The sequence below is a fragment of the Ideonella sp. A 288 genome (assembly GCF_002198735.1).
GTDB lineage: Bacteria > Pseudomonadota > Gammaproteobacteria > Burkholderiales > Burkholderiaceae_C > Pseudaquabacterium.
This window is the reverse complement of the sequence record NZ_MWLO01000091.1, coordinates 1-25,406: the sequence shown is the minus strand read 5'-3', so window position 1 is coordinate 25,406 and position 25,406 is coordinate 1. Positions and strand designations below refer to the sequence as shown.

Below are 25,406 nucleotides of genomic sequence, written 5' to 3'. Positions count from 1 at the left end.
CGTCGATGTGATGAAAAAGGGGCCGAGCGGTCAGCCGACGGCCACCGCGGTGGCCGTCCACAGCCCGCCGACGAAGAGCAGCACCTCGACGGCGCCCAGCGCCCCGCAGGCGGCCAGCACCAGCGCCTGCACCAGGCGCCAGAGCCGGGCGGGCGGGCGGCCCGTGGCGCCGGGAGGCTCGGCCCCCACGGGGCGCGCGGGCAAGGCGGCGAGCACGCGGGCGCTGAAGTCGTCGGGCACCTGCAGCAGCGGGCCATCGAGCGCGCGGTCGATGTCGGCGTCGAGGTCGATGGCGGATGGCGTGGGGTGCGGGGTCATCGGCTGGCTCCGGTGGCGGGGGTGTCGGTGGCGGACAGGGCGTCGCGCAGGCGCGCCCGGGCCCGGTGCAGGCGTGCCTTGACGGCGGATTCGCTGCAGCCTTCGAGCCGGGCCACGTCGGCCAGGCTCAGCTCGTGCACATAGGCCAGCGCCAGCACGCTGCGGTCGTCGGCAGGCAGGCGCCGCAGCGCGGCCTGCAGGGCCGCCTGCCGCTGCAGCAGGTGCAGGGCCTGCGCGGGCCCGGGCTGGTCGCAGGCCGGGTCGGGCGCGGGATCGCCCGCCGGGGCCTGCCAGCGGCGCTCGGCCCGGTCGAGCTCGTTCAGCGCCAGCCGCCGCACGATGGTGTACAGCCAGGTCGAGAACGCGCCCTGCTCGAAGCGGTAGCGGCCCAGGTGCTGCCAGGCGCGCACGAAGGCCTCCTGCGCCAGCTCTTCGGCCTCGGACTGGCGCAGCCCCATGCGGCCCAGGAACGAGAAGATCGGCCGCTGGAAGTGCCGCACCAGCACCGCAAAGGCCTCGCGATCGCCGGCGGCGGCCCGCACGATGTGCGGGGCCAGGGGATCGGTGGCGGTGCCGTGGGGGTCCAAGCGCGGGCGTCCTTCGACGGGGAGGGGGGTCCCAGGCTTATACCGGCGAGTGGGCGGACGGTTGCGCGGGCCGGCAGGGCCCGACAGGACGTGGCCGACCGCGGTGTCCAGGTGCAGCCGCACCGGACGGCGTCTGGCGGTTGTCGCTGCCAGCCGTGTGAAGGACTTCGAGTCCGCCCTTTGGCATCACGTCGCCAGCGCCGCTGGCCAGGGGCATTGCCGACCTTGGGTGGTTCGGTGCTGGTGTGGTGCGCTCGACGTCGTCGGGCCTGTCGCCGCAGGGGGATCTCGGCTGCATCGCGAGCCGGTCAGTTCCGGGACGACGGCCGAAACATCTCGTGGTGCAAGCCCCAATGCTCGACAGCAGGTCCTCGCAGAAGGCGTCCAGCAGTGCGTGCAACTCATGTCGCGTCAGCCCCAGCTGCTCATGCACGACCAGGCGGTCGAGCCACTTGATCTCAGCGTCGCCGATGTCGCCATCGGCGACCAACGTCTATGCGACGATGCGGGCTGCGGGCTGCGGGCTGCGGGCTGTTCGCGCGCCGCCTGCGGCGATCGGCGCCGAATGCGCGGCTTCCGGGCGAGCGGTCGAGGGGATGGACGTCCTGATGTTCAGGGTGTGGAGTCCTGGGGTCGTTCGAGTTCAGCGTTCGTGACTGATGAAGCGTTGGCGCATGCGGCGCGAGTCAGTGCCGCGGCGCCACAGGCGCATGAGGAAGCGCGCGGCGCGTGCCAACGCGTTGTCCAGCGCAGTGCGCCAGTCGCTGGCCACGGAGGCGACGACCACCGACCCGGCGCCATCGGTCCGGAGTTCCACCTGGCAGCGCTTGTCGATGCCGCCGCGCGGTCCGTTCACGTCCGACATCTGCACCTCGGCGCGTGGCACCCGCCAGCCCAGGCGTCGCAGCACGAAGCGCAATCGGCGCTCGGTCAGGTCGCGCAAGTCGGTGGCTTGCGGATGGCGGGACTTGAAGAGCACTTGCATCACGGATCTCCATCGATTGAGGCACAGATGCAATGTGGGGCGCCGGGTGGTTCTGGAAAAGCAGCCTTTCAAGAACGCGAACATCGGATAAACCTGAGCATGGGATGAGAGTTCGGCCGCAGAATTCGCAGTCTGGCGGCTCCGGCCGGCACGCGTTGCAGCGCGCAAGCCTTCCTGGCACGTCACCCTCTGGAGAACCACCCGATGCCCAACGCACGAACCGCGAACGCCGTCCGCCTGGAGTTCGCTGCTGACTCCCTGGTTCAATCCAATCTGTCGGGGGCAGCCTTCACCGGCAACTGGCTCTGGGTGGCGGGCGACGAAGCCTGCGGCCTGGACCGCCTTCGACTGCTCGACCCCGTGGGGCGCGAGGCCTTGCGCTTCGGCGAGGTGCGCGACTTCCCGCTCGCCGATCTGCTGGACCTGCCCGGCACAGCCGGGGAAGAGGCCGACCTGGAAGGCATGGCCGTGGCCGACGGCTTCCTCTGGGTGGTGGGCTCGCATGGCCTGAAGCGCAAGAACGCCAAGCCGGACCGGGACCACGCCGACAACGCCAAGCGGCTGGCCAAGGTGGCGCTGGACGGCAACAGGCGTCTGCTGGCCTGCCTGCCCATCGAGCCCGACGCCCAGGGCGAGCCCTGCCTGGTACGGCAGGCGCAGGACGGCCGACGGGCGCTGCGGCTGAAGGGCGATGCGCAAACCAACCTGCTCACCCGTGCGCTGGCCGATGACCCCCACTTTGGGCCGTACATGGCCATCCCGGGCAAGGACAACGGCTTCGACATCGAAGGCCTGGCCGTGGACGGGCGCCGGCTGCTGCTCGGCCTGCGCGGCCCGGTGCTGCGCGGTTGGTCGGCGCTGCTCGAGATCGCGGTCGAAACCCGCGGTGACCAACTGCGCCTGGCGCCCCTGGACGACAACGGCACGCTGATCCGCAAGCATTTCCTGCAACTCGACGGCCTGGGCGTGCGCGACCTGCACTTCTCCGGCGACGACCTCTACATCCTGGCCGGCCCGACGATGGTGCTGAACGGCGACATCCGCGTCTTCAAGTGGCCTGCTGCCCGGCCCCTGCTGGCCACCAACCGCGAGCCGGTGCGCTTCGAGTCGGCGCTGACCGAGTCGGTGCACCTGCCGCACGGACGCGGGACCAACCGCGCCGAGGCCATCTGCGACCTGCCGCCGGCGCTGTCGGGCGGCAAGGCGCGCTGGCTCGTGCTGTACGACGCGCCTGGCGCCGATCGCAAGGAGGGCGAGCACACCGTCTTCGGTGATCTGCTGCGCCGCGATTGAGATCGTCCGCCCCGGTCTGTCTCAGCCGCCTGGACGAACGGGCCCGCGCGGCGCACGGGGCTGCGGCCGGATCGCTGTTCGTTGTCACTGTCCGCTCTGTTTCACGGTAATCAAGCATGGAAAAACTACTTTCAAAAGTCGGGTCGCTGCTCTACGGCATGAGATTCACCATGCTGTTCTTCTACGTGGGTCTGGTGGCGATCATCTTCGGCATCCTGGGCAAGTTCCTGCTGGAGACCTACAAGCTGATGAGCACCTTGCTGTTCGGCGACCTTGCAAAGATCGACCTGATCATCAAGGTGCTCGAGCTGGTGGACATGACGATGGTGGCGCAGCTGGTCTGGGTGGTGGCGCTCGCCGGCGTGTCGCTGTTCGTGACCACGGGGCACTTCGACAAAAAGGACATGAAGAAGCCCGACTGGCTGGACCACGTCAACACCTACAACCTCAAGTTGAAGCTTGCATTCGCCATCATCTCGATCTCAGGCGTGCATGCCTTGAAGACGTACCTGAGCGGCGATCTGAGCTTGGAGAACATCCAGATCGTGACGATGGTGGCTGTCATCCACTTCACCTTCGTGCTCTCTGCCATCGGCATTTCGTTTGCAGAACGTCTGACGCGGGAAAAGACCTGATCGCGCCTCGGGCCATGGCCGCTCTCCCAGAAGTCGACCTCGGGTCACCGCTGCAGTTCGTCATCAATGCGGCAGCGGGCAGCAACGACGCGCGGGCGAAGCGCGAAGTCATCGAAGCCGCGCTGCGGGCTGGTGGGCGACCAGGTGACTTGCTGTTCTGCAGCCCCGCCGACTTGACCAGCGTGTCGCACCAGGCTGCGACAAGGGCGATCGCCACCCGCACGGCCGTGGTCGCCGTCGGTGGCGACGGTACGCTCAACACCGTGGCACAGGCCGCACACGCCGCAGGCTGCGCCATGGGTGTGGTGCCGCAGGGCACGTTCAACTACTTTGCCCGCACGCACGGCATCCCCCCAGACCCGGCCGATGCCGTCCGCCAGTTGCTGCGTTGGGCGCCGGCGCCGGTCCAAGTGGCCGGCGTCAACGAACGGGTGTTCCTTGTCAACGCCAGCCTCGGGCTCTATCCCGACCTGCTGGAAGACCGGGAAGCCTACAAGGCCCGCTTCGGCCGAAGCCGCTGGGTGGCGTTCGTGGCCGCCTGTGCAACCCTGCTGCGTGCGCAGCGCCGTTTGCGACTGCACATCGAGATGGGTGGCACGGTGCGCGACATACAAACCTTGACGCTCTTCGTGGGCAACAACCGCCTGCAACTACAGCAGTTCGGCGCGGAGCCCGATGACACCCTGGCCGGCACACCAGGCGACGGCAGCATGGCCGCGCTGGTGCTGCGCCCTATCGGGACGCTGTCGATGATCGGCCTGATGCTGCATGGCGCCATGGGCAGGCTGGGTGAAGCCGCAGGCGTGGAGCGCTTCGAGTTCGAGCACCTGGTGGTGCGGCCGACGCTGCCGCTGGGCCGCCGCGGGGTGAAGGTGGCCTTCGATGGCGAAGTGACGATGATGCGCGCGCCGCTCGACTTCCACGTGCTCGCCAAACCGCTTTACTTGCTGAAGCCACAGCGCGACGCTGCCGTCCGCGTTGAAGGGGCAGCGCCATGAGCGCGCCGGGCCGCCCCAAGCGCCATACCGCAGCGCGCAGCGCGGAGCTTGCCTGATGAGCGCCCTGCTGCAGATTTCCGACACGCACTTCGGCACCGAGCAGGGCGCGGTCGTCGAAGCCCTGGGCGCGCTGGCCCACCAGCAGCGTCCTGACGTGGTCGTGCTGTCGGGCGACATCACGCAGCGCGCGCGTCCGGCCCAGTTCCGCGCGGCACGCTCGTTCGTGGACCGTCTGGGGGCGCCGGTGCTGGCCGTCCCGGGCAACCACGACATCCCGCTCTTCGATCTGTGGGCGCGCCTGCGCCGGCCGTATGGGCGGTACAGCGCCGCGTTCGGCATGGATCTCGAGCCGGTGCACCGCTCTGCGGAATTCCTGGTGGTGTGCGTCAACACCACGCGACCCTGGCGACACAAGGATGGTGAAGTGTCCGCACTGCAGATCGACCGCGTGGCCCGGCTTGTGGCGCAGGCCGACCCTGCGCAACTGCGGGTGGTCGTGGTGCACCAGCCCATGGCTGTCACGCGTGCCGAGGACGAGCCCAACCGACTGCGCGGGCATGCGGCCGCTCTGCAGCGTTGGGCTGAAGCCGGCGCCGACCTCGTCATCGGCGGTCACATCCACCTGCCCTACGTCATGCCGCTGCACGGCCTGGCGCGCCTGCTGTGGGTCGTGCAGGCGGGCACGGCCGTGTCGTCCAGAGTGCGTGATGGCGCGCCCAACTCGGTGAACCTCTTGCGCTGGGGTGCAGATGCGGCGCCGGGATGCTGTCGGATCGAGCAGTGGGACTACCAGGCCGACGACCGCGCTTTCCGGCTCGCCAAGGTCAGTGAGGTCCGGCCGGATCGGACGTGAGCGCAGTTCTGCAACGGGCGCGCCATCTTCAGGCAAGTTCGTATTTTCCTGAGTTGGATTATCGGAAGTGTCGCTTCTTCCGAAGCAGGACCGGGTGCATACTCCAGCCTGTCATCACTTCCGAGCTCACCCGCCATGAAGCCTTCTTTGCGCTTTGCATCCCTCGTCATTGCCCGGATCAAGCAGAGCCTGCACGTGCTGAAGGAGGATCTCAGGCAGTGGGTGCCGCAGCCAGCGCCGGTGCTCGTGCCCATCCCGATCCCGGCCGAGCGCCGTGCACGCAGGTCGGATGGCCGGCATCCCGCCCGAGGCGAATGAGTCCGAAACCCAGCCCTTGCCGCACATCGTCCACCCCTTGTGCGAAGAGCTCCTGGCGGGTGGATACGAGACCGGTTCGCTCATGGGCAGTGTCGATGACAGCGCCCTGGCGTCGTTGACGGCCGGGATCTCCGATCCGGCGCTGCAATGGAAGGTGCTGCGTCTGTCCCTGACCGCGGCGCGGGCCGATGGCCACCTGGCCGACGGCGAAACCGTGGTGGTGGCGACCGCTCGGCGCCATTGGAAGCTGGCCGGTGGCGAGGAGCCGAGCGCCACGACGATGGCCCGCCGCCACGCACACTGATCGGATTCGATCGAGATGCCTTCAAGGCCGTGCCGCAGCCACCACCTGCGTCACCAGCGGGTGGTGCTGGCCGCGCCTCGACCGGATGGCGTGGATCTCTTCCTTCACGCCATCGCTGCTGCCCAACAGCCGAAGGCCGCGCATCAGGCCGACGTCGTCTGCTCCGAGCCGGCTGACCGGGAACACGCCAAGCCCGCGAGCCGCAAACACCGCCAGAAGCGCACTGTCCTCGAACTCGCCGACGATGCGGGGCCGCAGGCCTTGAGTCTCGAACCAGTGGTCCAGCGTCGGTCGCAGCGCGGAATGCCCCGTGGGCAGCAGCACCGGCAGGTCGTTCAGGCTTTGCGGGAAGCGGTCGCGCTCGGTCTTGCCGACCAGCCGGGCCGGGCCATACCACTCGACCGGTGACTCGACGAGGCGCTCGCTGGTGAGGCGCAGGTTCGGGTTGCGCGGTGCGGCCTGACCGGCCAGCACCAGGTCCAGGTGATGCAGCGCCAGCTCGCTGAGCAGCTGCTCGAACTCTCCTTCGTGGCAGACCAGCCGAAGGTTGGGGGTGCCCAACACGGGCTCCAGCAACGCATGGGCGGCGAGCTTGGAGATGCCATCGGAAAACCCGACTGCCAGGCGGGCCACCTTGCCGCTGGCCGCTTCGCGCACCTCGTCAGGGATGCCCTGGCCCAGCTGAAAGATCTCCTCGGCGCGCGCGAAGGCGGCATGGCCGGCCTCGGTGAGGGCCACGCCACGGCCCGAGGGCTTGAGGAGCTGGTGGCCCAGCGCCTTCTCCAGCTCGCGCACCTGCGCGCTGATGGTCTGCACCGCCATGTCCAGCCGTTCGGCGGCACGGGCGAAGCCGCCTTCCTTGGTGACGACCCAGAAGTAGTGCAGATGGCGGTAATTCAGCATGTGTCCTCCGGTGCGGGAAACCCGAAGTCTAAGTACGTTTCGATCTGGTTTGTTCGATGCGGATTCATCCCCACACTCCAACTCACCCGAACGCCCGAGAAAGCCCGATCATGTTCTACGCCCTCAGCTGGTTCTTTGTCGTTGCTCTGCTGGCGCTGTGGTCGCTGGCGGCCTGGGCGTTGCATGCCGTTACCGTCTGGACGGTCTCGAACGCGGGCGCGCTCACAGGGGCTGCATCAGGCGCTGGCACCATCACTGTGCCGGGTTGGCTGGCCCCCTGGGTGCCGCCCGAAGTCGCGCAGTGGGCAAGCCAGGCCTTGGCGGGCTTGGGGCCGTTCGTCGATGGCCTGCTGCAGGCTGCACCCGCACTGGCGGGTGGCCTGACCGCAGCGACATGGGTGATCTGGGGCATCGGCAGCGTGCTGCTCGTGCTGCTGGGTGCCGGGCTGCACCTGCTCATCGCGCTGTGGCGCCGCCGCGGCGGCAACGGATCCGGTCCCCGCGCCGGCTCTTCGCTGGCGGCAGTCTGATTGCGCCAGCGTCTCAGTCACCTCCAAAGCGAATTCCGGATCGCCTCGGCAACGAAATCACCATGGACACCAGCACGCTTCTCTTCGCCATCCTGACCCTCTGTCTGGTCGGGGTCACCTTCCACGCCTGGCGCTTGGGCAATGAGAAGCGCGATGTCGCGCTGCTCGGTGTGTTCAGCGCCCTGATGGGCGTGGGTACGGCCATCGCGGCGATCCTCTGAATCCGAAAACAGAACATGGGCTTCCTGCTTCCCTTCCTCACAGTCGACTTCATGGGCACGCCCGCCTTGGGTCTGGCTCACCTTCGTCGGCACCGTCGTCGCGCTGCTGGCCTTCGACCTGGGCGTCCTGCACAAGCGAGTGGGCGGACGGTTGGGCGGACGGTTGCGCGGCCGTGCGGGCCGTGGTGACCGCGGCGGGTGGCGGATCGGCGCGGGTGCCGTGGGCAGGACGTCCTTGCATCGCCCGGCACGGGCAATCGCGGCTTCCATGGGCCCGCCCCCAACCCGGTGGCTACCAGGCCATGTCGGGAGTGAAGCCTCGCTCCGTCCCCTGACATCCAGCCCCGCCAAGAACTGACGCTGGGCGTGCAATGCCGATGACTCCTTTCGATCGACCTGGGCTGGCCCGTCGCGATGCGCCGCCCTTCGTGGCGACGCTGCTGCTGGCGGCCTACCAGGCCTTGTGTCTGAACGCGCCCGAGTTCTGGGAGCGCCTGGGGGCGGTGCGGGATGCCGGCGGCACGCCGGGCTCCTCTGCCCTGATGGTCGCCGCCGAAGCGGGGCTGGTCCTGGGTGTCTGCCTCCTGCTGGCCCTCCTGCTGGCCGCCCTCGGCCGCGCCGTGCTCCTCATCGGTGGCGTTGCCATGATCCTGTTGTCTGCGGCGGCCAGCTACTACATGGTCCGCTATGACGTGGTCATCGGCTACGGCATCGTGCAGGCCGTGATGGCCAGCGACCAGGCGCTTTCGGCCGAAATGGTCGGCCGCGATCTGTTGCTCTGGGTGCTGCTGCTCGGTGTTCTGCCCGCAGTCGCCTGGTGGCGCCTGTGCTTCAGGCGCGTGGTCCGGCCGACGTCCGTGTCGACACGCCGCGTCTGGAGCATCCGCCTGGCGATGTCGGTGTCGGCCCTATCGCTGGCACTTGCGAGCCATGCCGTCGTTCGCCACACCGCCGAACAGAGCGCGGGCGGGAAGCCACCCGTGAGTGCATCGGGTCTGGTCGCTCATCGGTATGTGCCGACCAACTGGCTGTCGGGCATGGCCATGACCGGCGCCAACCGCGCCACCGCGGCGATGCGCGCCAACCAGCTGAGCGACCCGGCAGAGCGTTTCACCTACCTTGAACGTTCGCCGCTGGACCATGTGACGGTGGTGCTGGTCATCGGCGAGACCACGCGGCACGACCACCTCGGACTGCTGGGCTACAACCGGGACACGACGCCCCGACTGCGAGGCGAGGCCGGCCTGGTGGCGTTCCGCGCGGAGTCCTGCGACACCTCCACGCGCCTGTCCCTGGCCTGCATGTTCGCGCGCCCCGAAGGCGTCGTGACTGGCGCGGGGTTCGAGCCCGATCGGATCGATGAACACAAGGTCTTCAGCGTGTTCCGCGAACTGGGGTTCTCGATCGAACTCTTCGCGATGCAGAGCGAGGTCGGCTTCTACCAGAGGGTGGAGCCGGACTTCTACAAGATGCGAGAGGTGATCGTCGCAGACGCCAGCTCCAGCCAGCGCCAGGTGTTCGATGGCCTGTTGCTGCCGGAGGTCGACTCATCGCTCGACCGACATCCCGATGGACGGCACCTGATCGTCCTGCACAAGAAGGGCTCGCACTATCTCTACAGCCAACGCTACCCGCGCGAGTTCGCGCGCTGGCAGCCCGAGTGCCTGGATGCCGACGACCACTGCGGGCGTGCCGAACTCGTCAATGCCTACGACAACTCCGTGCTCTACGGCGATCACGTGCTGGCCGAACTGTTCGATCGCTTGAAGGGTCGAAAGGCGCTGGTCGTGTTCACCTCCGACCATGGTGAGTCGATCGGCGACGGTACGCACTTTCACGGCACGCCACGGGCGATCGCCCCGCCCGAACAACGCCGCGTACCGCTGCCGTTCTGGGGATCGCCACTGTTGCTGTCGGATCCGGTCCACCGCGAGGCCTTCGAGCGGCTGCGCCAACGAGCGCAAAGCGGCCAACTGGCCAGCCACCAGAACCTGTTTGCCAGCATGCTGGGCTGCCTGTCGGTCGAGTCCCGGGATGGCGGTGTGACTCCCGCGCACAACTTGTGCCACTGACCGGCAAGGCTGCCCCGCTGCGGGTGTCGCCTCCTGCGCGTCTCGATGCGCCAGGCACACGACGCCGCGGCGCCGCGCACTAGGCCGGGATTGATTTCTCCATGAACACGCTCAGCGGATCGTCGCGGTAGCCGCCGAAGGGCCCGCGCCGCCGGTAGCCGCTGCGGGCGTACAGCGCCAGCGCCTCGGGCTGGTAGGGCCCGGTCTCGAGCCGCAGTTGCGTGCAGCCTCGGGCCAGCGCCTGCGCTTCCAGCAGGCCCAACAGCCGCGCGGCGAGACCCTGGCCCCGCGCCGCGGGGTGCACATACATGCGCTTGAGCTCGCCATGGTCGGGGCCCAGCACGACGGCGCCGCAGCCCACGGCCCGGCCCTGCGCGTCACGCACCACCGCAAACACCACGTTGGGCTGCGTCAGCGAGTGCAGATCGAGCGCGTGGCGGCTCTCCGGCGGGTAGAGCGTGTCCTGGTAGGCGTCGAGCTCGGCGATGAGCGCGACGACCTCGGGCTGGTCGGGCGATTCGAGTTGGATGGGCATGGTGCGGCGCGCAAGGGACGGCGGCAAGGGCAGCGCGAGCAACGCAGCGTCAGGGCTCACCGTCCCAATAGTCGAGGCTCGGCGCCTGGCGCGCGATCACCTCGAACGGCGCCGTCCGGTCGAGGCTGCCTTCGGCCAGGTACTTGCCGGAATCGGGGTACTCGCAGATCTCGGGCGCCTCCATCGTGCTGATGGACAGGTACTTCAGCGGCGCGTCCGACGTGTTGATGATCTGGTGCGGATACTCCGGGCCCGCGGGAATGAAGACCACGTCGCCGGCCTTCAGCGGCAACCGCTCGCCGGCCACGCGCAAGGTGCCGCTGCCTTCGAGCACGATGAACATCTCTTCCTGCGCGTGGTGCAGGTGGTAGGGGCAGCCCACCTTGCCCGGCGCCAGCGTGTCGATGGACGCGCCCAGCTTGCGCGCCGCCGTGCCCCGGGCCAGGCGCGCCCCCAGCGCGTCGTAATGGGGGTCGCGCTGCATGCGGGTCAGCGGCACGTCGTTGAAGTTGCGGATGAGCGCGGCCGCGAGCGCGGCTGCGGTGTCGGACAAGCCGGTGGACATGGCGGAAGACCCGTCAGCGCTGGGGTGACGCCGCGGCACGCTGCGCGCAAGCGGCCGAACCCGCGCCGCGCAGGGGCCGCTCATTGGCCCGCGGGGGGCTGCCACAGCTCGACCTTGTTGCCCTCGGGGTCCATCACCCAGCCGAACTTGCCGTACTCGGAGTCGTCGGTCTTGTCGAGCACCTGGCAGCCCTCGTCGCGCAGCGCCTGCAGCAAGGCGGCCAGGTCGTCGACGCGGTAGTTCACCATGAAGGGCGAGGTGCTCGGCGCGAAGTAATTGCTGTCGGCCGCGCCGATGGTCCAGATGGTGGTGCCCTTCATCGGCTGGCCCGCGGCGTCGACCCAGGTGAAGGCGGTGCCGCCCCATTCCTGCACGTCGATGCCGAGGTGCTTTTGATACCACGCACGCAGCGCGACCGCATCGCGCGCATTGAAGAAGATGCCCCCGATGCCAGTGACTCGCTTCATCTGAACCTCCGATGTGTGCACGAAGCCGGAGCGTAGCGCGTTCCGGCCCGGAGCAGAAGCGGTTCGTCGCGTTGCGTCAGCGACGGCCGTCGTCCTGCACCAGCGTCCAGGCCTGGCCATTGCCGACCGGCACCTCGCCCAGCGCGTGCACGTCGACGCCCTCGATGCAGGCCATGTTCAGGCCCAGGGTCTGGGTTTCGCCGCGCATCACGTGGTGGGTGTAGATGCCGCAGACCTTGCAGAAGCAGTGTTGTGCCTCGTGGGTGTTCCAGGTGTAGGTGGCGACGAGATCGTCGCCCGCGGTGAGCCTGAAGGCCGAGCGCGGCGCGGCCCCCATCACCGCACTTTTGCGGGCGCAGAGCGAGCAATTGCACCGGAAGTACGGGCCCAGCGGCTCGTCGGTGTCGATCTCGAACCGCACGCCACCGCAGTGGCAGGAGCCTTGGTAGGTCGTCATGGCGCCAGCCTAGCAGGCGGGCGACGCTGCGCCAAGTGCCCGGCACCCGGACCGGTCGGGACGCGCACCACGGGTCGGCCGGGCGAGGATCCGGGGCAGCCGCCTCACGGTGACCGCTGGTGGCCGGCCAGGATGAAGCGCTGCACCTCGTCGCCGATGGCCTGCTGCTGCAGCGCGATCAGAAGGTGCCCGCCGCGTTCGAAGGCGTGCAGCCGGGCCCCGGGGATGGTGGCGGCGGCGAACTCGGCGTTGCGGTAGAGCTGCAGGGTGTCGTCCCGGGCGTGCACGATCAGCGTGGGCGCGCGGATCGCCGCGATGCGCTCGTTCGGCATCGCCGCCCGGTTGTCGAAGGCCACCCCCGCCGACCGCGGCGACGCCGGGTTCATCTCGTCGATGATCCGGTCCACAAGGCGGCGCTGCCCGGGCGACAGGCCGGCCACCACCGCCTCGTCCGCGCCCATCAGCGACATCAACTGCCGCCGCAGCAGGGTGCTGACGGCCCAGTAGAGCGCATCGTGCTTGAAGACCATGGTCAGCGCATTGCCCTTCTCGTTGGCCTGGGCCTGCGCCGGGTCGGACGACGAGGCCACGCCGCACGACAGCAGCGTCAGCGACGACACGCGCTGCGGGTACAGGGCCGCGAACAGCAGCGCCGACGGTCCGCCGTGCGACATCGCCACCACCGCCACCTGCTGGAGGCCCAGGTGGTCCAGCAGGCGCGCGTAGGCGTGGGCCTGGTCGTCGAAGGTGGCGCCGGCGGGCACGGCCGAGCGCAGGTAGCCGAAGCGCGATGGCGCCACCCAGCGGAAGCCGTCGCCGAGCACGGCCTGCGCCACCAGCGCGCCCTGGTCGAAGCCACCGCCGCTGCCGTGCACCACCAGCACGGGCGGGCCCGATCCACCCTCGGCGAACTCGAGGGGGCCTTGCGGCAACGGCACCAGCCGGCTCGCGCCGACGATGCGGTCGTACGCGCGGCCCATGTCGCGGAGGTAGAGGCCGACGGCCAGCGCCGACAGCGCCAGCAGAGCGATCGCGATCCAGCGCAGCGCGGTCATGGCTGGGGCAGGAGGTGGACCCGTCTGGCCCCGTCAGGCCCCGTCGTGGGCCAGCGGGTGCGGGGGCTTGGGGTTGCGGATGGCCGACACCCCGAAGGCGTGCCAGCGCGTGATCACGCCGCCGCTGGGGCGCCAGCCGTCCTCGGTGTCGAAGGCCTCGATCGACAGCCCGGCCAGCATCGATCGCAGCGCGGCCTCGGTGAGCACATGGACGTCGTCGCTGCCCGAGAAGCCGTGCCGGTCACCGAAGAAATCCCCCGCGAACCGGCCGTTGGGCCGCAGCGCGCCGACGATCGACTGCCACACCGCGGGCAGGGCCGTGGCCGGGCAGAACGGCAGGCTGTAGCCGGCCCACACCAGGTCGCAGGCGGGGAACTCGAAGTCCTCGAAGCGCGCCTGGTGCACCTGCAGTCGCGCGGCCAGTTCGGGCCCGGCGGATTCGGCCAGCAGCGCCAGGCCGACCGGATCGGCGTCGACGGCATGCACCGTCCAGCCGGCCTGCAGCATCTCCAGCGCGTCGGCGCCCGAGCCGCAGCCCAGGTCCACGGCCACGCCCGGCTCGGCGCCCGCGTACTCGATGCACCCCAGGGTGCGCCTCAGCAACTCTCGCGGTGGCCGGGGCTGCCGGCGTCGGTTGAAGCTGGCCCAGTCGTCGTCTGTGCTGCTCATGGGGGCTCCTCGTGGGGGGTGCGTCGCCAGCGGCGGCACCCCGTGCGCAGGATAACCAACGAAGCGCCACGGGCCAAGCCTGCGCGCGCGCGTCAGGCCGGGCGCCCTGCCGGAGCGACCGGCCCCGCGAGTTCGTACAGCACGTCGGGACAGTGTTCCTCGTTGTCGTGGCCCTCGGTGAACGCGATGGCCGCGAAGCCGTGGCGCTCGTAGAACCGCCGCGCCCCGGCGTTGGCCTGGAAGGTGTACAGGCGGATGGGCCGGCCCAGCGTGCGCAGGGCGTGGGCCAGCAGCACGGTGCCGAGGCCCTGGCCCACCCGCGCCGGATCGACGGCCATCTGGTGGATCCAGCCGAGCCCGCCCGACCATTCGGTGGCCATGATGCCCTGCACCGTGCGGCCGGTTGCACCGTCCACCATGGCCACGGTGACCCCGCCCGACGGCACCAGGTGGCTCGCCACCCACGCGCGCACGTCGTCGTCGGCGTGGGCCGACGGCGCATAGGACATGAAGGCGGCGCGCACGTCGATCAGCAGGTCCGCGATGCGCGGCGCATCGGCGGCGGTGGCCGGGCGCAGGGTGACGTTCACGGCTCGAGGCCACCCTCGACAGCGACGGCGATCGCGAGGCCCAGGCCACCCGCGTCGGCAGGCCGCGCGCAGGGCACGGCAGCTCGCCGCGTGGCGGTGGTGACCAGACGAGCCATGCACATGCCGTGGATCGGGCGATGGGTTGCGAAGACGGCCCTGGCCGCAACACCGAGGCCGAACCGAGCCACCGGCGCTAGCGCGCGAACTCCACGTCCTGGGACGCGACCAGCGTCACCACCGGACCGAAGCTCTCGATGTTGGACAGCGTCGTGTTGTGGTGCGCAATGATCTGGGCCGCCGAGAGGTGCTCGTTGTCGAGCGTGGAGTGGCCGTCCGACACCAGCACCACCGCAAACCCCAGGGCCAGCGCCCGGCGGGTGGTGGTGTCGACACAGAAGTCCGACTGCATGCCGCAGACGACGAGGCGGGTGACCTGCCGCTCGCGCAGCAGCGCCTCGAGCGCCGTCTTGTGGAACGAGTCGGGCGTGGTCTTGCGCAGCAGCACGTCGGTGGGCTCGGTGTGCAGGCCCCGCGCCAGCTGCCAGCCTTCGGACCCGTAGGCCAGCAAGGGCCCGCTGGATTCGTGCTGCACGATGACCACCGGCGCCCCGGCCTGGCGGGCCTGGCGGGCGAGCCGATCGATGCGCTCGACCAGGGCCTGCGCCCCGAAGGCTTCGTGGGGCCCCTCGCAGAGGGCGCGCTGGACATCGATGATGAGAAGGGCGGTGGTCATGGTCGTCTTGGGTGGGGTGGAGAGAATCGACACAGGCCGCTAGAGGCGCTGCGCGCAGGGCACCGCTGGCCCGGAACGCCCCGCTGAGGGGCACCCGTGTGAGCCCGGTCGGTCCGAGCCTTGCCGCCTGCCATGGCAACGTCGGGTGGTTCTGCGGTCATTGCCGCGACAGCACGATGTGGGTCGCCTGCGCCGTCGCCACGTGCGTCGTGCAGGCATACCCCAAGGCACGGAGATCGACCCCGTCGAACAGTCGCTCACCCGCGCCAAGCAGCACCGGCGCGATGGCGATGTGCATCTCGTCGATCAGGCGCTGCCGAAGGTACTGCTGGATGACGTTCACGCCGCCACCCAGCCGCACGTCCCTGCCCTTGGCCGCTTCGCGCGCGCGCTCGAGCGCGACGACCGGGCCTTCCGTGACGAAATGGAACGTCGTTCCGCCCTCCGTCACCAGCGGTGCGCGCGCATGGTGCGTCAGCACGTAGACCGGGACGTGATACACCGGGTTGTCGCCCCACCAACCTCGCCAGCTTTCGTCTGGCCAAGGCCCGCGGATGGGACCGAACATGTTCCTTCCCAGGATCCAGGCCCCCATGTTCCGGAACCCCCGTGCCGCGAAATCGTCGTCGATGCCGTCTTGTCCGCCATCGGCCCCGAACAGGTGCTTCTGAAACGTGCGCGTCGAGAGCGCCCAGCCATGCAGCGCGGTTCCGCCCACGCCGAGTGGATTGGCCAGGTCTTGACCCGGGCCGGCGCCGAAGCCATCCAGCGAGATGGTGAAACTCTCTACGCGAAGCTTGGACATGGGGTCTCCCAGCGTGGCGGGCGGCCGTGGGCCGTGGTGTGTCTTGACCCACGTTGGCACCGTCGGTGCGTGCGCCGGGATCGTGCCTGGCGCGCGAGGCCGATGCTAAGCCTGAGTGCCGTGCGGGCCAAGTGCCTTGCCGGCGACGCCGTCGCCCGGGCCAAGGGCGGCGCAGCACTGATTGCAGCGTGTGGGTGCGTCATCCCAGCGAACCGCATGGCGTCACGCTGCGTTGGTGAACTCCGCATCGAAAGGCGCGGCGATCCGGCGGGAAGAGGTTTCACCCGGCGATAGGGGATGCCCCTGCGGTCAGGCCTCAGCTGCTGGCACGGTAGAGCTCCATCGACCGTTCGAACGAGATGAGGGGGGCTCGGATGGTGCCGTCCGAGAGCTGGCTTCCGCGCAGCGGATCGACGGGCTCGATCAGGTAGCGATCTTTGCCCCGGTCGAGCCCGTCGATGATCACGTCAATGGTCATTGCGCGGCTGGATCTGGGCGCAAACCAGTGGACGTTGTCAGTCGATGAGGTCATGGCGGCGGAATGGCCGGGTTCGGCCAGGGTATCTTGCGTCGGTCGAAGGATGAGAAAGTTCTCTTCGTCCTTGACCCGGTCGAAGGTTCGAACCCTCACGCGGCCGTCGATGACCATGTGCGCACTGGCCATGTACCGGTGCGCATGGGGCGTGATCACGCTCTCCGGCCCAAAGTCGAACAGTGCGAGGCCATAGCCGAGCCTGACCGGTGCGTCGTCTTCTCCCAGGATCGTCACGAACCGCTTCTGGGGGTCGTGCCCGAACGGCGCTCCCGCGTCCTTGATCCTGGCGCGCCTCAATTCGTGGGCGAGAGACTCGAGATCGACGTCCTTCGACAGCTCGTTGACCTGCTGGTGCCAGTCGGCTGGGCTGATCTTTCCGCCGGCAAGTGCGCGTGCAAGTTCGCTCTGCAACGACAACCAACGGCGTGCGGGCACGGCCTGCGTCCTTGGTGCGGCACGCGCGAGCTCGGCGACCAATGCGTAGACCGGGAAGGACGCGCAGTTCCGAAGGAGACTTCGACGACTGACCGGCATGTGGAGATTCCTGAGGCCGAACCAATGACGTTCATCTGGCGCGCCGGCGCTCAGACCCAGTGCGCGCGACGCTTCCCGTGGCAGTTGGACCCCTGCGGACTGACATGCCGCGGCGGCGCTTGAGTGGGGAATGTAAGGTCGGCGCGAAGCCGTGGCAACGACCTGCCTGGGGATGGGTCGCTCCGGGACCACCGGGCCGCCTGCGGCCAGAGCGCTGGCGGCGTCGGCGTCGTGGCAGCGGAAGCGTCCGACATGGGCGGCGCACCTCCCGCGCGCACCCTCTCGATCGCCGCGAGGCCGGCGAGGGCCGTGCGGCGGGCGGGCCGGCCACCGGCCCGCCCGCCCCGCTCAATGCACGGTGATCTGCGTGACGCTGGGCTTGCCCGGCTTCTGCTTCACCAGCTCCACCTTCAGCACGCCCTGGCGGTAGGTGGCGCGCGACTCGTCCTCCTTCACCGGCGCGGGCAGCGGCACGGTGCGCAGGAAGCTGCCGTAGGCGCACTGCAGCACGCGCCAGCGGCCGGCGGTGCTCTCGCGCTCGAAGCGCTTCTCGCCGCGCACCACCAGCGCGTCGCCCAGCACCTGGATGTCGAAGTCGCCCTTGGCCATGCCCGGGGCCTCCAGGCGCACGACGATGCGCTTGTCGTCCTCGAACACGTCGCCGCCCAGCATGGCCCAGCTGGCGCTGGGCACGTAGCTGGCATCGTCCACCTCGTCGGGCCGGGGCAGGCCGGCCTGGTTGGCGGGCCGGTAGCGCGTCAGCGCCCCGGCGGTGGTCTGGCGCAGGCGGTCCCAGCCCTCGGCCACCGAATCCCACAGCGCGCCGACGCCCTGGCGGATGTCGTCGAGTTTCATGGTCGCTCTCCTCGCGGTTGTCGTGCGGCGGCGCGGGCCTCAGCCGGCCTGCACCTCGATGCGCCGCGGCTGGGCGTGGCGGGCTTTGGGGATGCGCACGCGCAACACGCCCTGGGCCAGTTCGGCCCGCACCTGGTCGGGGTCGAGCTCGCGGCTCAGCGTGAAGGCGCGGCGGTAGTGCGTGCGCTGCACCTCGGCGTGGCTGGGCTGCATGTCGGGCGGCGCGCTCAGCACCATGTCGGCGTCGATGAGCAGGGTGTCGCTCTCCACGCGCACGTTCAGTCGGTCGCGCGGCACGCCGGGCAGGTCGGCGTACAGGGTGATGCCGGTGGCATCTTCGATCACGTCCACCGGGGGCAGCAGGGCCGGTTCGGGGCGAGCGTCGTCGCGCGCGTCGGGTCGACCGGTCTGGGTGACGGCTTGGCTGGTCATGGCGTCATCTCCTCGGGTTCATTGCACTTCGATGCGGCGCGGCTGCGCCGATTGGCGGCGCTGCACGCTGACGTGCAGCACGCCGTCGCGGTAGTCGGCCCGGACGGCTTCGGGGTCGATGTCGTCGGGCAGGCTGACGACGCGGCGGAAATGGCCGTCGAAGCGCTCGGCCAGGTGCGCCGTGGTCTTGCCGTCGTCGGGGCCGGTGGCCGGCTCGCGCTGCCCTTCGAGGGTGAGCACGCCGCGGTCCAGGTGCACCTCCACGCGCGCCGGGTCGATGCCCGGCACGAAGGCGTACACCTCCACCGAGGTCGGCGTGTGGCCGACGTTGAGCGCCGGGTAGCCACGGGCAAAGCCGCGGATGCTGGGCGAGACGGTGTCGAAGGATTGCTGCAGCTCACGCTGCAGGCGATCCACTTCCGCGAACAGATCGCGGGGGAACAGGCTGCGATACATGGTCTGGACCTCCTGGGGTGGCAGGCACCGCGCCAACAGCGGCGCAGCGCCCTGGCACCACCGAATCTAGAGGCGGGTTCCGCGGCTTTCAAGAGGGCCCCATGCGACCCGATTCGCGGGCGCCGGGGCCGAGCGCCGCGCGGCGCGGCGCGGGGCCTCAGGCCATGGCGGCGGGGACGCCATCGCGCGCTGGGGCGGTCTGGATGCCACCCAGTTCGTCCCCACCCAGGTAGTGCCGCGCGTAGCGGCTGCCCAGGCTTGTGAGCACCTCGTAGCCGATGGTGCCGGCCTGCGCGGCCACCGCGTCCACGCCGTGCCGCGCGTCGATCAGGTCCACCAATGTGCCCGGTGGCAGTGCTCCGTCCGGCAGGGCACCCACGTCGAAGGTGGCCGTGTCCATCGACACCCGGCCCACCAGCGGCAGCTCGACGCCGTCGAACCAGGCGGTGCCGCGATCGCTGAGGCTGCGCAGCCAGCCGTCGGCATAGCCCACCGACACGGTGGCGATGCGCGTGGCGGCCGGGGCGCACCAGCCGAAGCCGTAGCCCACCGGCGTGCCGGCGTCGATGGCGCGGGTCTGGATCACCTTGGCCTGCAGGCGCACCACCGGCCGCATCGGGTTGGCCGCCCCGGGCACCGGCGCCACGCCGTACAGCGCCGCGCCGGGGCGGGCCAGGTCGAAGTGCCAGTCGGCGCCCAGGAAGATGCCCGACGAGTTGGCCAGGCTCGCGGGTGCCGCCGGCAGCCGCCGCCGCGCCGCGGCGAAGCGCTCGCGCTGCGCCGCGTTGGCCGGGTGGGCCGGCTCGTCGGCGCAGGCCAGGTGGCTCATCACCAGCACCAGGTCGATGCCGTCGAGGGCCTGGGGGTCGGCCGCCAGCGCCTCCACCTCCACCGGCGACAGGCCCAGCCGCGACATGCCGGTGTCCACCTGCAGGATGGCCGGCAGTCGCCGGCCCCGCCGCGCCGCCTGGGCGCGCCAGGCGTCGACTTGCGGCCGGCTGTTGAGCACCGGCACCAGGCCCGCCGCCGCGGCGTCGGCCTCGGCGCCGGGCGGCACGCCGTGCAGCACGGCCACGGTGGCCTGCGCCGGCAGGTGCGGCCGCAGCGCGAGGGCCTCGTCGATGTGCGCCACGAAGAAGTGTCGGCAGCCGGCCGCAGCCAGCGCCGGGCCGACGCGCGACGCGCCCAGCCCGTAGGCGTCGGCCTTGAGCACCGCGGCGCAGTCGGCGCGGCCGACGCGCGCCTTCAGCAGCCGCCAGTTGGCGGCGATGGCCGCCAGGTCGATCGTCAGCACGGCGCCCGCGCCGTGGGCAGAGCGCGCGCCCATCACAGCCGGCCGGCCAGGCGGTGCGTGTCGACCGGCGTGGCCGGGGCGGCCGCCCGGCGGTCGAAGTAGTCCTTCGTCACCTGGACCACCACCGGCGACAGCAGCAGCAGCGACACCAGGTTGGGGAAGGCCATGAAGGCGTTCAGCGTGTCGGACACCAGCCAGACGAAGTCGAGGTGCGTGACCGCGCCGACCAGCACGAACAGCGTCCACAGCGCGCGGTAGGGCACTTCCATCTTCGAGCTGCCGATCAGGTATTCCCAGCACTTCTCGCCGTAGTAGGCCCAGCCCAGGATGGTGGTGAAGGCGAACACCGCCAGCGCGACGGCCAGGAAGTACTGGCCCACACCCGGGAAGGCGGTGGCGAAGGCGCTGGAGCTGAGCGCCGCGCCCTTCAGGCCGCTGCTCCACACGCCGGTGACGATGAGCACCAGGCCGGTCATCGTGCAGACGACGATGGTGTCGATGAAGGTGCCCATCATGCCGATCAGGCCCGACTCGGCGGCGTGCTTGGTCTGGCCGGCGGCCTGCGCGATGCCGGCGGTGCCCAGGCCCGCCTCGTTGCTGAATATGCCGCGGGCCACGCCGTAGCGCATGGCCAGCATGATCGTGGCGCCGGCAAAGCCGCCGGTGGCCGCCAGCGGGCTGAAGGCGTGGTGGAAGATCAGTCCGAACGCGGTCGGGATCTGGTCGGCGTACAGGCCCAGCACCACCAGCGCCGCGCCCACGTAGCCGATGCACATCGCCGGCACCAGCTTCTCGGCGACGGCGCCGATGCGCTTGACGCCGCCCAGCAGCACGAAGCCGGTCATCACCATCATCACCACGCCCGACACCCAGGGCGAGATGCCGAAGCTGGCCTGCATCACCTCGGCGATGCTGTTGGACTGCACCATGTTGCCGATGCCGAAGCCGGCCAGCCCGCCGAACAGCGCGAAGGCCGCGCCCAGCCAGGCCCAGCGGCGGCCGAGGCCGTTCTTGATGGCGAACATCGGCCCGCCCATCTGTTCACCGTGGTCGTCGGTCTCGCGGAAGTGCACCGCCAGCAGCACCTCGGCGTACTTGGTGGCCATGCCCACCAGCGCGGTCATCCACATCCAGAACAAGGCACCCGGCCCGCCGATGGCGATGGCCGTGGCCACGCCGGCGATGTTGCCGGTGCCCACGGTGGCGGCCAGCGCCGTCATCAGCGCCGCGTAGGGGCTGATCTCGCCCTTGGCGCCGGCCTCGGGCGTGCGGCCCTTCCAGACCATGCGGAAGCCCGTGCCGATGCGCCACAGCGGCATGAACTTCAGGCGCACCTGCAGGAACAGGCCGGTGCCGAGGATGAGCACCAGCATCGGCGGGCCCCAGACGAAGTCGTTGATCGCCGTGACGATCGCGGTGAGTGTGTCCATGGTTGTCTCCTTGGAAGTGTGGGAAGAACGCGGGAAGGGAAACCGTTCGGGCAAAGCGAGTGCCCCGGGCAGGCCGCCCGTGCGCCGTTGGGGCGCGTTGTTTGGGTGGTAGAACGCTACGAGTAGCGCGCGACGGTCAGCCCGTCCAGGCTGATCTCGGGCTGGCGGCCGCTGATCAGGTCGGCCATCACGCGGCCGGTGCCGGCGGCCATGGTCCAGCCCAGCGTGCCGTGGCCGGTGGCCAGGAACAGCTTGTCGATCGGCGTGCCGCCGACGATGGGCGTGCCGTCGGGCGTCATCGGGCGCAGGCCGGTCCAGAACTCGGCCTTGGCCACGTCGCCGCCCTTGGGGAACAGGTCGCCGACGACGAACTCCAGCGTGCGGCGGCGGTTGTCGTTGAGTTCGAGGTCGAAACCCGACAGCTGCGCGGTGCCGCCGACGCGGATGCGGTCGCCCAGCCGGGTGACGGCCACCTTGTGCGTCTCGTCCATGATGGTGGATTCGGGCGCATGGCGAGCGTCGGTGATGGGCACCGTGATCGAGAAACCCTTCACCGGGTACACCGGGATGCGCAGGCCCAGCGGCGCCAGCATGCGGGTGGAATAGCTGCCCAGCGCCAGCACGTAGCGGTCGGCCTGCAGCAGGCCGGTGGCGGTGCGCACGCCGGTGATGGCACCGCCGGTTTGCTCGACCGCCTGGATGTCGACGCCGAAGTGGAACTTCACGCCCAGCGCGCGGGCCATGTCGGCCAGTTCGTTGGTGAACTTGTAGCAGTCGCCGGTCTCGTCGCCGGGCAGGCGCAGCGCACCGACGAACTTGTGCTGCACCTCGGCCAGCGCGGGCTCGTACTGCAGGTAACCGGCGCGGTCGAGCACCTGGTAGGGCACGCCGTACTCCTTCAGGATGGCGATGTCCTTGGCGGTGCCGTCGAGCTGCTTCTGGGTGCGGAAGAGCTGCAGCGTGCCCTGGCTGCGCTCGTCGTAGCCGATGCCGGTCTCGCTGCGCAGCGTCTTCAGGCAGTCGCGGCTGTACTCGGCCAGGCGCACCATGCGCCCCTTGTTGAGGCGGTAGCGCGCCTCGGTGCAGTTGCGCAGCATCGACAGGCCCCAGCGCCACATCGCGGGGTCGAGCATGGGCTTGATGACCAGCGGGCTGTGGTGCATCAGCAGCCACTGGATGGCCTTGATCGGCACGCCGGGGCCGGCCCAGGGCGCCGAGTAGCCCGGCGACACCTCGCCGGCATTGGCGTAGCTGGTCTCGAGGCCGGGGCCGGGCTGGCGGTCCACCACCTCCACCTCGTGGCCCGCGCGCGCCAGGTAGTACGCCACCGAGGTACCGATCACACCACTGCCGAGCACGAGCACGCGCATGTTGACTCTCCTGAAAGGGGTGCCCCGCCACGCCCGGCGGCGGGGCGTCGGGAGCGGGCGGGACCGACAGGCAACGCAATGGCCGTGCCAGGCTGCCCAGCCCTTGTGAATCAAGGGCTTGCACGCGCGGCGAGGCGGGCGCGCTGTCTGCGCTTCGATACAGGCGGCGCCCTCACACGCCAGGGGCATCGAGAAACGCCAGTCCCGACAAGGACTTGCGCGCGCCGTCTGCAAATCGATACGATGGAACGATTTCGCGACAGGGCATGGCGTGCGCATCGATGTCTTCATCGCCGACCGGGTCGGCATCGCGCAGGAGATCCTGGCCTCGCTGGCCCGGCGTGCGCTCGACGTGTCGGCGGTGGAGGTGGAGCCGCCGCATGTGTACCTGGAGGCGCCGGCGCTCGACGACGCCGGCCTGGAAGGGCTGCGCACCGAACTGCTGCGGGTGGCCGGCGTGCGGTCGGTCGAGTCGGTAGCGATGCTGCCGGGCGCGCGCCGGCGGCTGTACCTGGACGCGCTGCTGGCCTCGCAGGCCGACCCGGTGCTGGCTGTCGATGCACGCGGCCTGGTGGTGGTGGCCAACGCCGCGGCCGTCAGCGCCAGCGGCATGCCCGAATCGCGGCTGGTGGGCACCTCGCTGCAAGACCTGGCCGGCGACCCGAAGCTGGTGGACGCGCTGATCGCGCAGGGCTACCGACTGCCGGTGAGCGAGGTGCAGATCGGCGGCGATTCCTTCCTGCTCGAGACGGTGGCGCTGCACGAGGACAGCGGCACGGTGGCCGGCGCGGTGCTCACGCTGCACGCGCCGCACCGCATCGGCGAGCGGCTGAGCGCGCTGCAGAACTACAGCGCCGGCGGCTTCGAGGCCATCCTCGGCCAGTCGCCCGCGATCCGGCAGTTGAAGCAGCGCGCCGCGCGCATGGCACAGGTGGACGCCCCGCTGCTGGTGCGCGGCGAGACCGGCACCGGCAAGGAACTGGTGGCCCACGCCTGCCATGCGGGCAGCCGGCGCGCGCAGCAGCCCTTCTTCGCGCTGAACTGCGCGGCGCTGCCCGAGAGCCTGGCCGAGAGCGAGCTGTTCGGCTACGCGCCGGGCGCCTTCACCGGCGCGCTGCGCGGCGGCCGCCCCGGCCTGCTGGAGCTGACCGATGGCGGCACGCTGTTCCTCGACGAGGTGGGCGAGCTGTCGCCGTACCTGCAGGCCAAGCTGCTGCGCTTCCTGAACGATGGCAGCTTCCGCCGCGTGGGCGGCGACCGCGAGCTGAAGGCCGACGTGCGCATCATCAGCGCCACCCACCGCGCGCTGGAAGACATGGTGGCCGCCGGCAGCTTCCGGCAAGACCTGCTCTTCCGGCTGGACGTGCTGCAGCTGCAGGTGCCACCGCTGCGCGAGCGCAAGGAAGACATCGTGCCGCTGGCCGAGGTGTTCCTGGCCCGCGCCTGCGCGCAGACCGGCCGGCCCAAGGCCCGCCTGAGCCAGGCCGCCGCCGCCGCGCTGCTGGCCAACCCCTGGGTGGGCAACGTGCGGCAGTTGCAGAACGTGGTGTTCCGCGCCGTGACGATGAGCGAGGCCGCGGTGATCGACGTGGGCGACCTCGAACTGGCCGGCGCCAGCGCCGCCACGATGCCGGGGCCCGCCGACGAGGTGGGCACGCTGGACGACGCGGTGAACGCCTTCGAGAAGGCGCTGCTGCAGCGGCTGTACCCGCAGTACCCGTCGAGCCGCAAGCTGGCCGAGCGGCTGGGCACCTCGCATTCGGCCATCGCCACCCGCTTGCGCCGCCATGGCATCGGGCCCGCGTGACACGGTGTGGCGGCGTGCTGCGGTACCGTGCGGGAATCCTTCTCCTTTCGCAGAGCCTTCGATGACGAGACTTTCCCTGGCAGCGGCCGCATGCGCCGTGGTCCTGACACTGGGCGCGCCGGCGCACGCCCAGCCCGTGGCGGGCAGCGGCGCCGCCGTGCCCGGGCTGCAGGAGCCGGGGCGCTTCGCGTTCCTGCGCTATGCGGCGCCGGTGCCGCGCAGCTGGCAGTCGCTGCAGCCGTCCAGCAGCTTCCGCGCCGCCCAGTACCGGGTGCCCGGCGAGGGTGGCGGCAGCGACGGCGAGGCGGTCGTCTTCTATTTCGGCAAGGGCCAGGGCGGCCCGGTGGCCGCGAACATCGACCGCTGGGTGTCGCAGTTCCTGCCGGTCGACGGCCGGCCGGTGCAGCCGAAGACCGAGTCGCTCAACGTGAAGGGCATTCCTGTCACGGTGGTCGAGCTGAACGGCAGCTACGCACGCGGCGTCGGCATGGGCCCGATCGGCGCCGCCAAGCCGAACCAGACGATGCTGGCCGCGGTGATCGAAACCCCCGACGGCAACCTCACCGTGCAGTTGCACGGCGACCAGGCCACCATCGCCCAGCACCGCGCCGGGTTCACCGCGATGGTGAAGGGCTTCGAGGTGCGCTGAAGAGCGGTCGGGTTGTGGCTCGTAGCGGACGTTCTGCGTGAAGTTGGGGCTGGACCGTGTTGTGACGTTTCGGCGCTGAGGCGGCAAAGCCGCGGACGGGCAGGCCGCAGCACGCGACCTCCGGCGGTCGGCGCTGCGCGCCGACTTCCCA

General features: G+C 70.3%; 31 protein-coding genes and 1 pseudogene. 12 read left to right on the top strand and 20 right to left on the bottom strand.

Translation table 11 applies throughout. The annotated features are described in order from the left end of the window. Window positions 1–30 precede the first annotated feature (30 nt). The 3 genes from EOINJALH_RS08205 to EOINJALH_RS08195 form a co-directional block, all read right to left on the bottom strand. The gene (locus EOINJALH_RS08205; protein ID WP_088279864.1) at window positions 31–318 is read right to left on the bottom strand and encodes a hypothetical protein; all 288 of its coding nucleotides are present in this window, start codon (window positions 316–318) and stop codon (window positions 31–33) included. Next, window positions 315–905 (bottom strand): RNA polymerase sigma factor, encoded by a 591-nt coding sequence (locus tag EOINJALH_RS08200; RefSeq protein WP_158219690.1) that lies wholly within the window; start codon window positions 903–905, stop codon window positions 315–317. Before EOINJALH_RS08200 ends, EOINJALH_RS08205 begins: the two co-directional genes overlap by 4 nt. A gap of 643 nt (window positions 906–1,548) precedes the next feature. Continuing rightward, a complete protein-coding gene (locus EOINJALH_RS08195) occupies window positions 1,549–1,890 on the bottom strand; it encodes a hypothetical protein (protein ID WP_088279862.1) in 342 nt (113 codons plus the stop codon). A gap of 204 nt (window positions 1,891–2,094) precedes the next feature. Between EOINJALH_RS08195 and EOINJALH_RS08190 the strand changes: the two genes are divergently transcribed. The 6 genes from EOINJALH_RS08190 (at window position 2,095) to EOINJALH_RS08170 (ending at window position 6,291) form a co-directional block, all read left to right on the top strand. Then, window positions 2,095–3,183 (top strand): DUF3616 domain-containing protein, encoded by a 1,089-nt coding sequence (locus EOINJALH_RS08190; protein WP_088279861.1) that lies wholly within the window; start codon window positions 2,095–2,097, stop codon window positions 3,181–3,183. 116 nt (window positions 3,184–3,299) lie between these two features. Next, complete coding sequence (locus EOINJALH_RS08185; protein WP_088279860.1) at window positions 3,300–3,818, top strand: YqhA family protein; 519 nt, start codon at window positions 3,300–3,302, stop codon at window positions 3,816–3,818. A gap of 14 nt (window positions 3,819–3,832) precedes the next feature. Beyond that, window positions 3,833–4,816, top strand: a complete 984-nt coding sequence (locus tag EOINJALH_RS08180) for a diacylglycerol kinase family protein (protein WP_088279859.1) — start codon at window positions 3,833–3,835, stop codon at window positions 4,814–4,816. Window positions 4,817–4,871: 55 nt separating this feature from the next. Then, complete coding sequence (locus EOINJALH_RS08175; RefSeq protein WP_088279858.1) at window positions 4,872–5,669, top strand: metallophosphoesterase; 798 nt, start codon at window positions 4,872–4,874, stop codon at window positions 5,667–5,669. A gap of 135 nt (window positions 5,670–5,804) precedes the next feature. Further along, window positions 5,805–5,987 carry a hypothetical protein gene (locus tag EOINJALH_RS31635; RefSeq protein WP_158219689.1) on the top strand — a complete coding sequence of 61 codons (183 nt, stop codon included), beginning with the start codon at window positions 5,805–5,807 and terminating at the stop codon, window positions 5,985–5,987. Next, entirely contained in the window at window positions 5,959–6,291 is a 333-nt protein-coding gene (locus EOINJALH_RS08170; RefSeq protein WP_234413716.1) for a hypothetical protein, read from the top strand. The genes EOINJALH_RS31635 and EOINJALH_RS08170 overlap by 29 nt, the downstream gene beginning before the upstream one ends. Before the next feature lie 21 nt (window positions 6,292–6,312). Here EOINJALH_RS08170 and EOINJALH_RS08165 read toward each other — a convergent pair whose 3' ends face one another. Next, window positions 6,313–7,194 carry a LysR family transcriptional regulator gene (locus EOINJALH_RS08165; RefSeq protein ID WP_088279857.1) on the bottom strand — a complete coding sequence of 294 codons (882 nt, stop codon included), beginning with the start codon at window positions 7,192–7,194 and terminating at the stop codon, window positions 6,313–6,315. A 110-nt stretch (window positions 7,195–7,304) separates the two neighbouring features. On the opposite strand from EOINJALH_RS08165, the gene EOINJALH_RS08160 reads away from it, so the two are divergent. From EOINJALH_RS08160 to eptB, 4 genes and pseudogenes are all read left to right on the top strand, one after another. Next, window positions 7,305–7,724 carry a hypothetical protein gene (locus tag EOINJALH_RS08160; RefSeq protein ID WP_088279856.1) on the top strand — a complete coding sequence of 140 codons (420 nt, stop codon included), beginning with the start codon at window positions 7,305–7,307 and terminating at the stop codon, window positions 7,722–7,724. A gap of 62 nt (window positions 7,725–7,786) precedes the next feature. Further along, complete coding sequence (locus EOINJALH_RS31630) at window positions 7,787–7,945, top strand: hypothetical protein (RefSeq protein WP_158219688.1); 159 nt, start codon at window positions 7,787–7,789, stop codon at window positions 7,943–7,945. Between the two features lie 15 nt (window positions 7,946–7,960). After that, window positions 7,961–8,081: pseudogene (locus EOINJALH_RS32595) on the top strand (TerC family protein); the annotation flags it as partial. 292 nt (window positions 8,082–8,373) lie between these two features. Continuing rightward, window positions 8,374–10,017 carry a kdo(2)-lipid A phosphoethanolamine 7''-transferase gene (eptB, locus tag EOINJALH_RS08155; protein ID WP_158219687.1) on the top strand — a complete coding sequence of 548 codons (1,644 nt, stop codon included), beginning with the start codon at window positions 8,374–8,376 and terminating at the stop codon, window positions 10,015–10,017. Window positions 10,018–10,096: 79 nt separating this feature from the next. Here eptB and EOINJALH_RS08150 read toward each other — a convergent pair whose 3' ends face one another. The 16 genes from EOINJALH_RS08150 to EOINJALH_RS08075 all read right to left on the bottom strand — a co-directional run bounded on the left by EOINJALH_RS08150 (window position 10,097) and on the right by EOINJALH_RS08075 (window position 22,799). Continuing rightward, complete coding sequence (locus tag EOINJALH_RS08150) at window positions 10,097–10,552, bottom strand: GNAT family N-acetyltransferase (protein ID WP_088279900.1); 456 nt, start codon at window positions 10,550–10,552, stop codon at window positions 10,097–10,099. Window positions 10,553–10,601: 49 nt separating this feature from the next. Next, window positions 10,602–11,117 (bottom strand): cupin domain-containing protein, encoded by a 516-nt coding sequence (locus tag EOINJALH_RS08145; RefSeq protein ID WP_199873220.1) that lies wholly within the window; start codon window positions 11,115–11,117, stop codon window positions 10,602–10,604. Window positions 11,118–11,197: 80 nt separating this feature from the next. After that, window positions 11,198–11,584, bottom strand: coding sequence for a VOC family protein (locus tag EOINJALH_RS08140; RefSeq protein WP_088279854.1), 387 nt, complete (start codon window positions 11,582–11,584; stop codon window positions 11,198–11,200). Between the two features lie 76 nt (window positions 11,585–11,660). Beyond that, window positions 11,661–12,041: a GFA family protein gene (locus tag EOINJALH_RS08135; protein WP_088279853.1), complete on the bottom strand. Its 381-nt coding sequence runs from the start codon at window positions 12,039–12,041 to the stop codon at window positions 11,661–11,663. A 104-nt stretch (window positions 12,042–12,145) separates the two neighbouring features. Then, window positions 12,146–13,096, bottom strand: coding sequence for an alpha/beta fold hydrolase (locus tag EOINJALH_RS08130; protein ID WP_088279852.1), 951 nt, complete (start codon window positions 13,094–13,096; stop codon window positions 12,146–12,148). A gap of 33 nt (window positions 13,097–13,129) precedes the next feature. Further along, on the bottom strand, window positions 13,130–13,765 hold the full coding sequence (locus EOINJALH_RS08125) for a trans-aconitate 2-methyltransferase (RefSeq protein ID WP_088279851.1): 636 nt from the start codon (window positions 13,763–13,765) through the stop codon (window positions 13,130–13,132). Window positions 13,766–13,857: 92 nt separating this feature from the next. Further along, the gene (locus tag EOINJALH_RS08120) at window positions 13,858–14,355 is read right to left on the bottom strand and encodes a GNAT family N-acetyltransferase (RefSeq protein ID WP_088279850.1); all 498 of its coding nucleotides are present in this window, start codon (window positions 14,353–14,355) and stop codon (window positions 13,858–13,860) included. Between the two features lie 193 nt (window positions 14,356–14,548). Next, window positions 14,549–15,088, bottom strand: a complete 540-nt coding sequence (locus EOINJALH_RS08115) for a cysteine hydrolase family protein (RefSeq protein ID WP_088279849.1) — start codon at window positions 15,086–15,088, stop codon at window positions 14,549–14,551. 157 nt (window positions 15,089–15,245) lie between these two features. Next, window positions 15,246–15,893: a dihydrofolate reductase family protein gene (locus tag EOINJALH_RS08110; RefSeq protein WP_088279848.1), complete on the bottom strand. Its 648-nt coding sequence runs from the start codon at window positions 15,891–15,893 to the stop codon at window positions 15,246–15,248. 316 nt (window positions 15,894–16,209) lie between these two features. Continuing rightward, complete coding sequence (locus EOINJALH_RS08105) at window positions 16,210–16,962, bottom strand: hypothetical protein (RefSeq protein WP_088279847.1); 753 nt, start codon at window positions 16,960–16,962, stop codon at window positions 16,210–16,212. Between the two features lie 348 nt (window positions 16,963–17,310). Next, window positions 17,311–17,817 carry an Hsp20/alpha crystallin family protein gene (locus EOINJALH_RS08100; protein ID WP_088279846.1) on the bottom strand — a complete coding sequence of 169 codons (507 nt, stop codon included), beginning with the start codon at window positions 17,815–17,817 and terminating at the stop codon, window positions 17,311–17,313. 39 nt (window positions 17,818–17,856) lie between these two features. After that, complete coding sequence (locus EOINJALH_RS08095; protein ID WP_088279845.1) at window positions 17,857–18,249, bottom strand: Hsp20/alpha crystallin family protein; 393 nt, start codon at window positions 18,247–18,249, stop codon at window positions 17,857–17,859. 18 nt (window positions 18,250–18,267) lie between these two features. Beyond that, window positions 18,268–18,705 (bottom strand): Hsp20/alpha crystallin family protein, encoded by a 438-nt coding sequence (locus EOINJALH_RS08090; RefSeq protein ID WP_088279844.1) that lies wholly within the window; start codon window positions 18,703–18,705, stop codon window positions 18,268–18,270. 157 nt (window positions 18,706–18,862) lie between these two features. Then, a complete protein-coding gene (gene alr, locus EOINJALH_RS08085; protein WP_234413715.1) occupies window positions 18,863–19,999 on the bottom strand; it encodes an alanine racemase in 1,137 nt (378 codons plus the stop codon). 32 nt (window positions 20,000–20,031) lie between these two features. Beyond that, window positions 20,032–21,429, bottom strand: a complete 1,398-nt coding sequence (locus EOINJALH_RS08080) for a sodium:alanine symporter family protein (RefSeq protein ID WP_088279842.1) — start codon at window positions 21,427–21,429, stop codon at window positions 20,032–20,034. 116 nt (window positions 21,430–21,545) lie between these two features. Further along, window positions 21,546–22,799 (bottom strand): D-amino acid dehydrogenase, encoded by a 1,254-nt coding sequence (locus EOINJALH_RS08075; protein ID WP_088279841.1) that lies wholly within the window; start codon window positions 22,797–22,799, stop codon window positions 21,546–21,548. 271 nt (window positions 22,800–23,070) lie between these two features. Between EOINJALH_RS08075 and EOINJALH_RS08070 the strand changes: the two genes are divergently transcribed. Together EOINJALH_RS08070 and EOINJALH_RS08065 are read left to right on the top strand one after the other, a co-directional pair. Beyond that, window positions 23,071–24,606 carry a sigma-54-dependent transcriptional regulator gene (locus EOINJALH_RS08070; RefSeq protein ID WP_088279840.1) on the top strand — a complete coding sequence of 512 codons (1,536 nt, stop codon included), beginning with the start codon at window positions 23,071–23,073 and terminating at the stop codon, window positions 24,604–24,606. Window positions 24,607–24,667: 61 nt separating this feature from the next. Next, window positions 24,668–25,255, top strand: a complete 588-nt coding sequence (locus tag EOINJALH_RS08065; protein ID WP_144289922.1) for a hypothetical protein — start codon at window positions 24,668–24,670, stop codon at window positions 25,253–25,255. Window positions 25,256–25,406 lie beyond the last annotated feature (151 nt).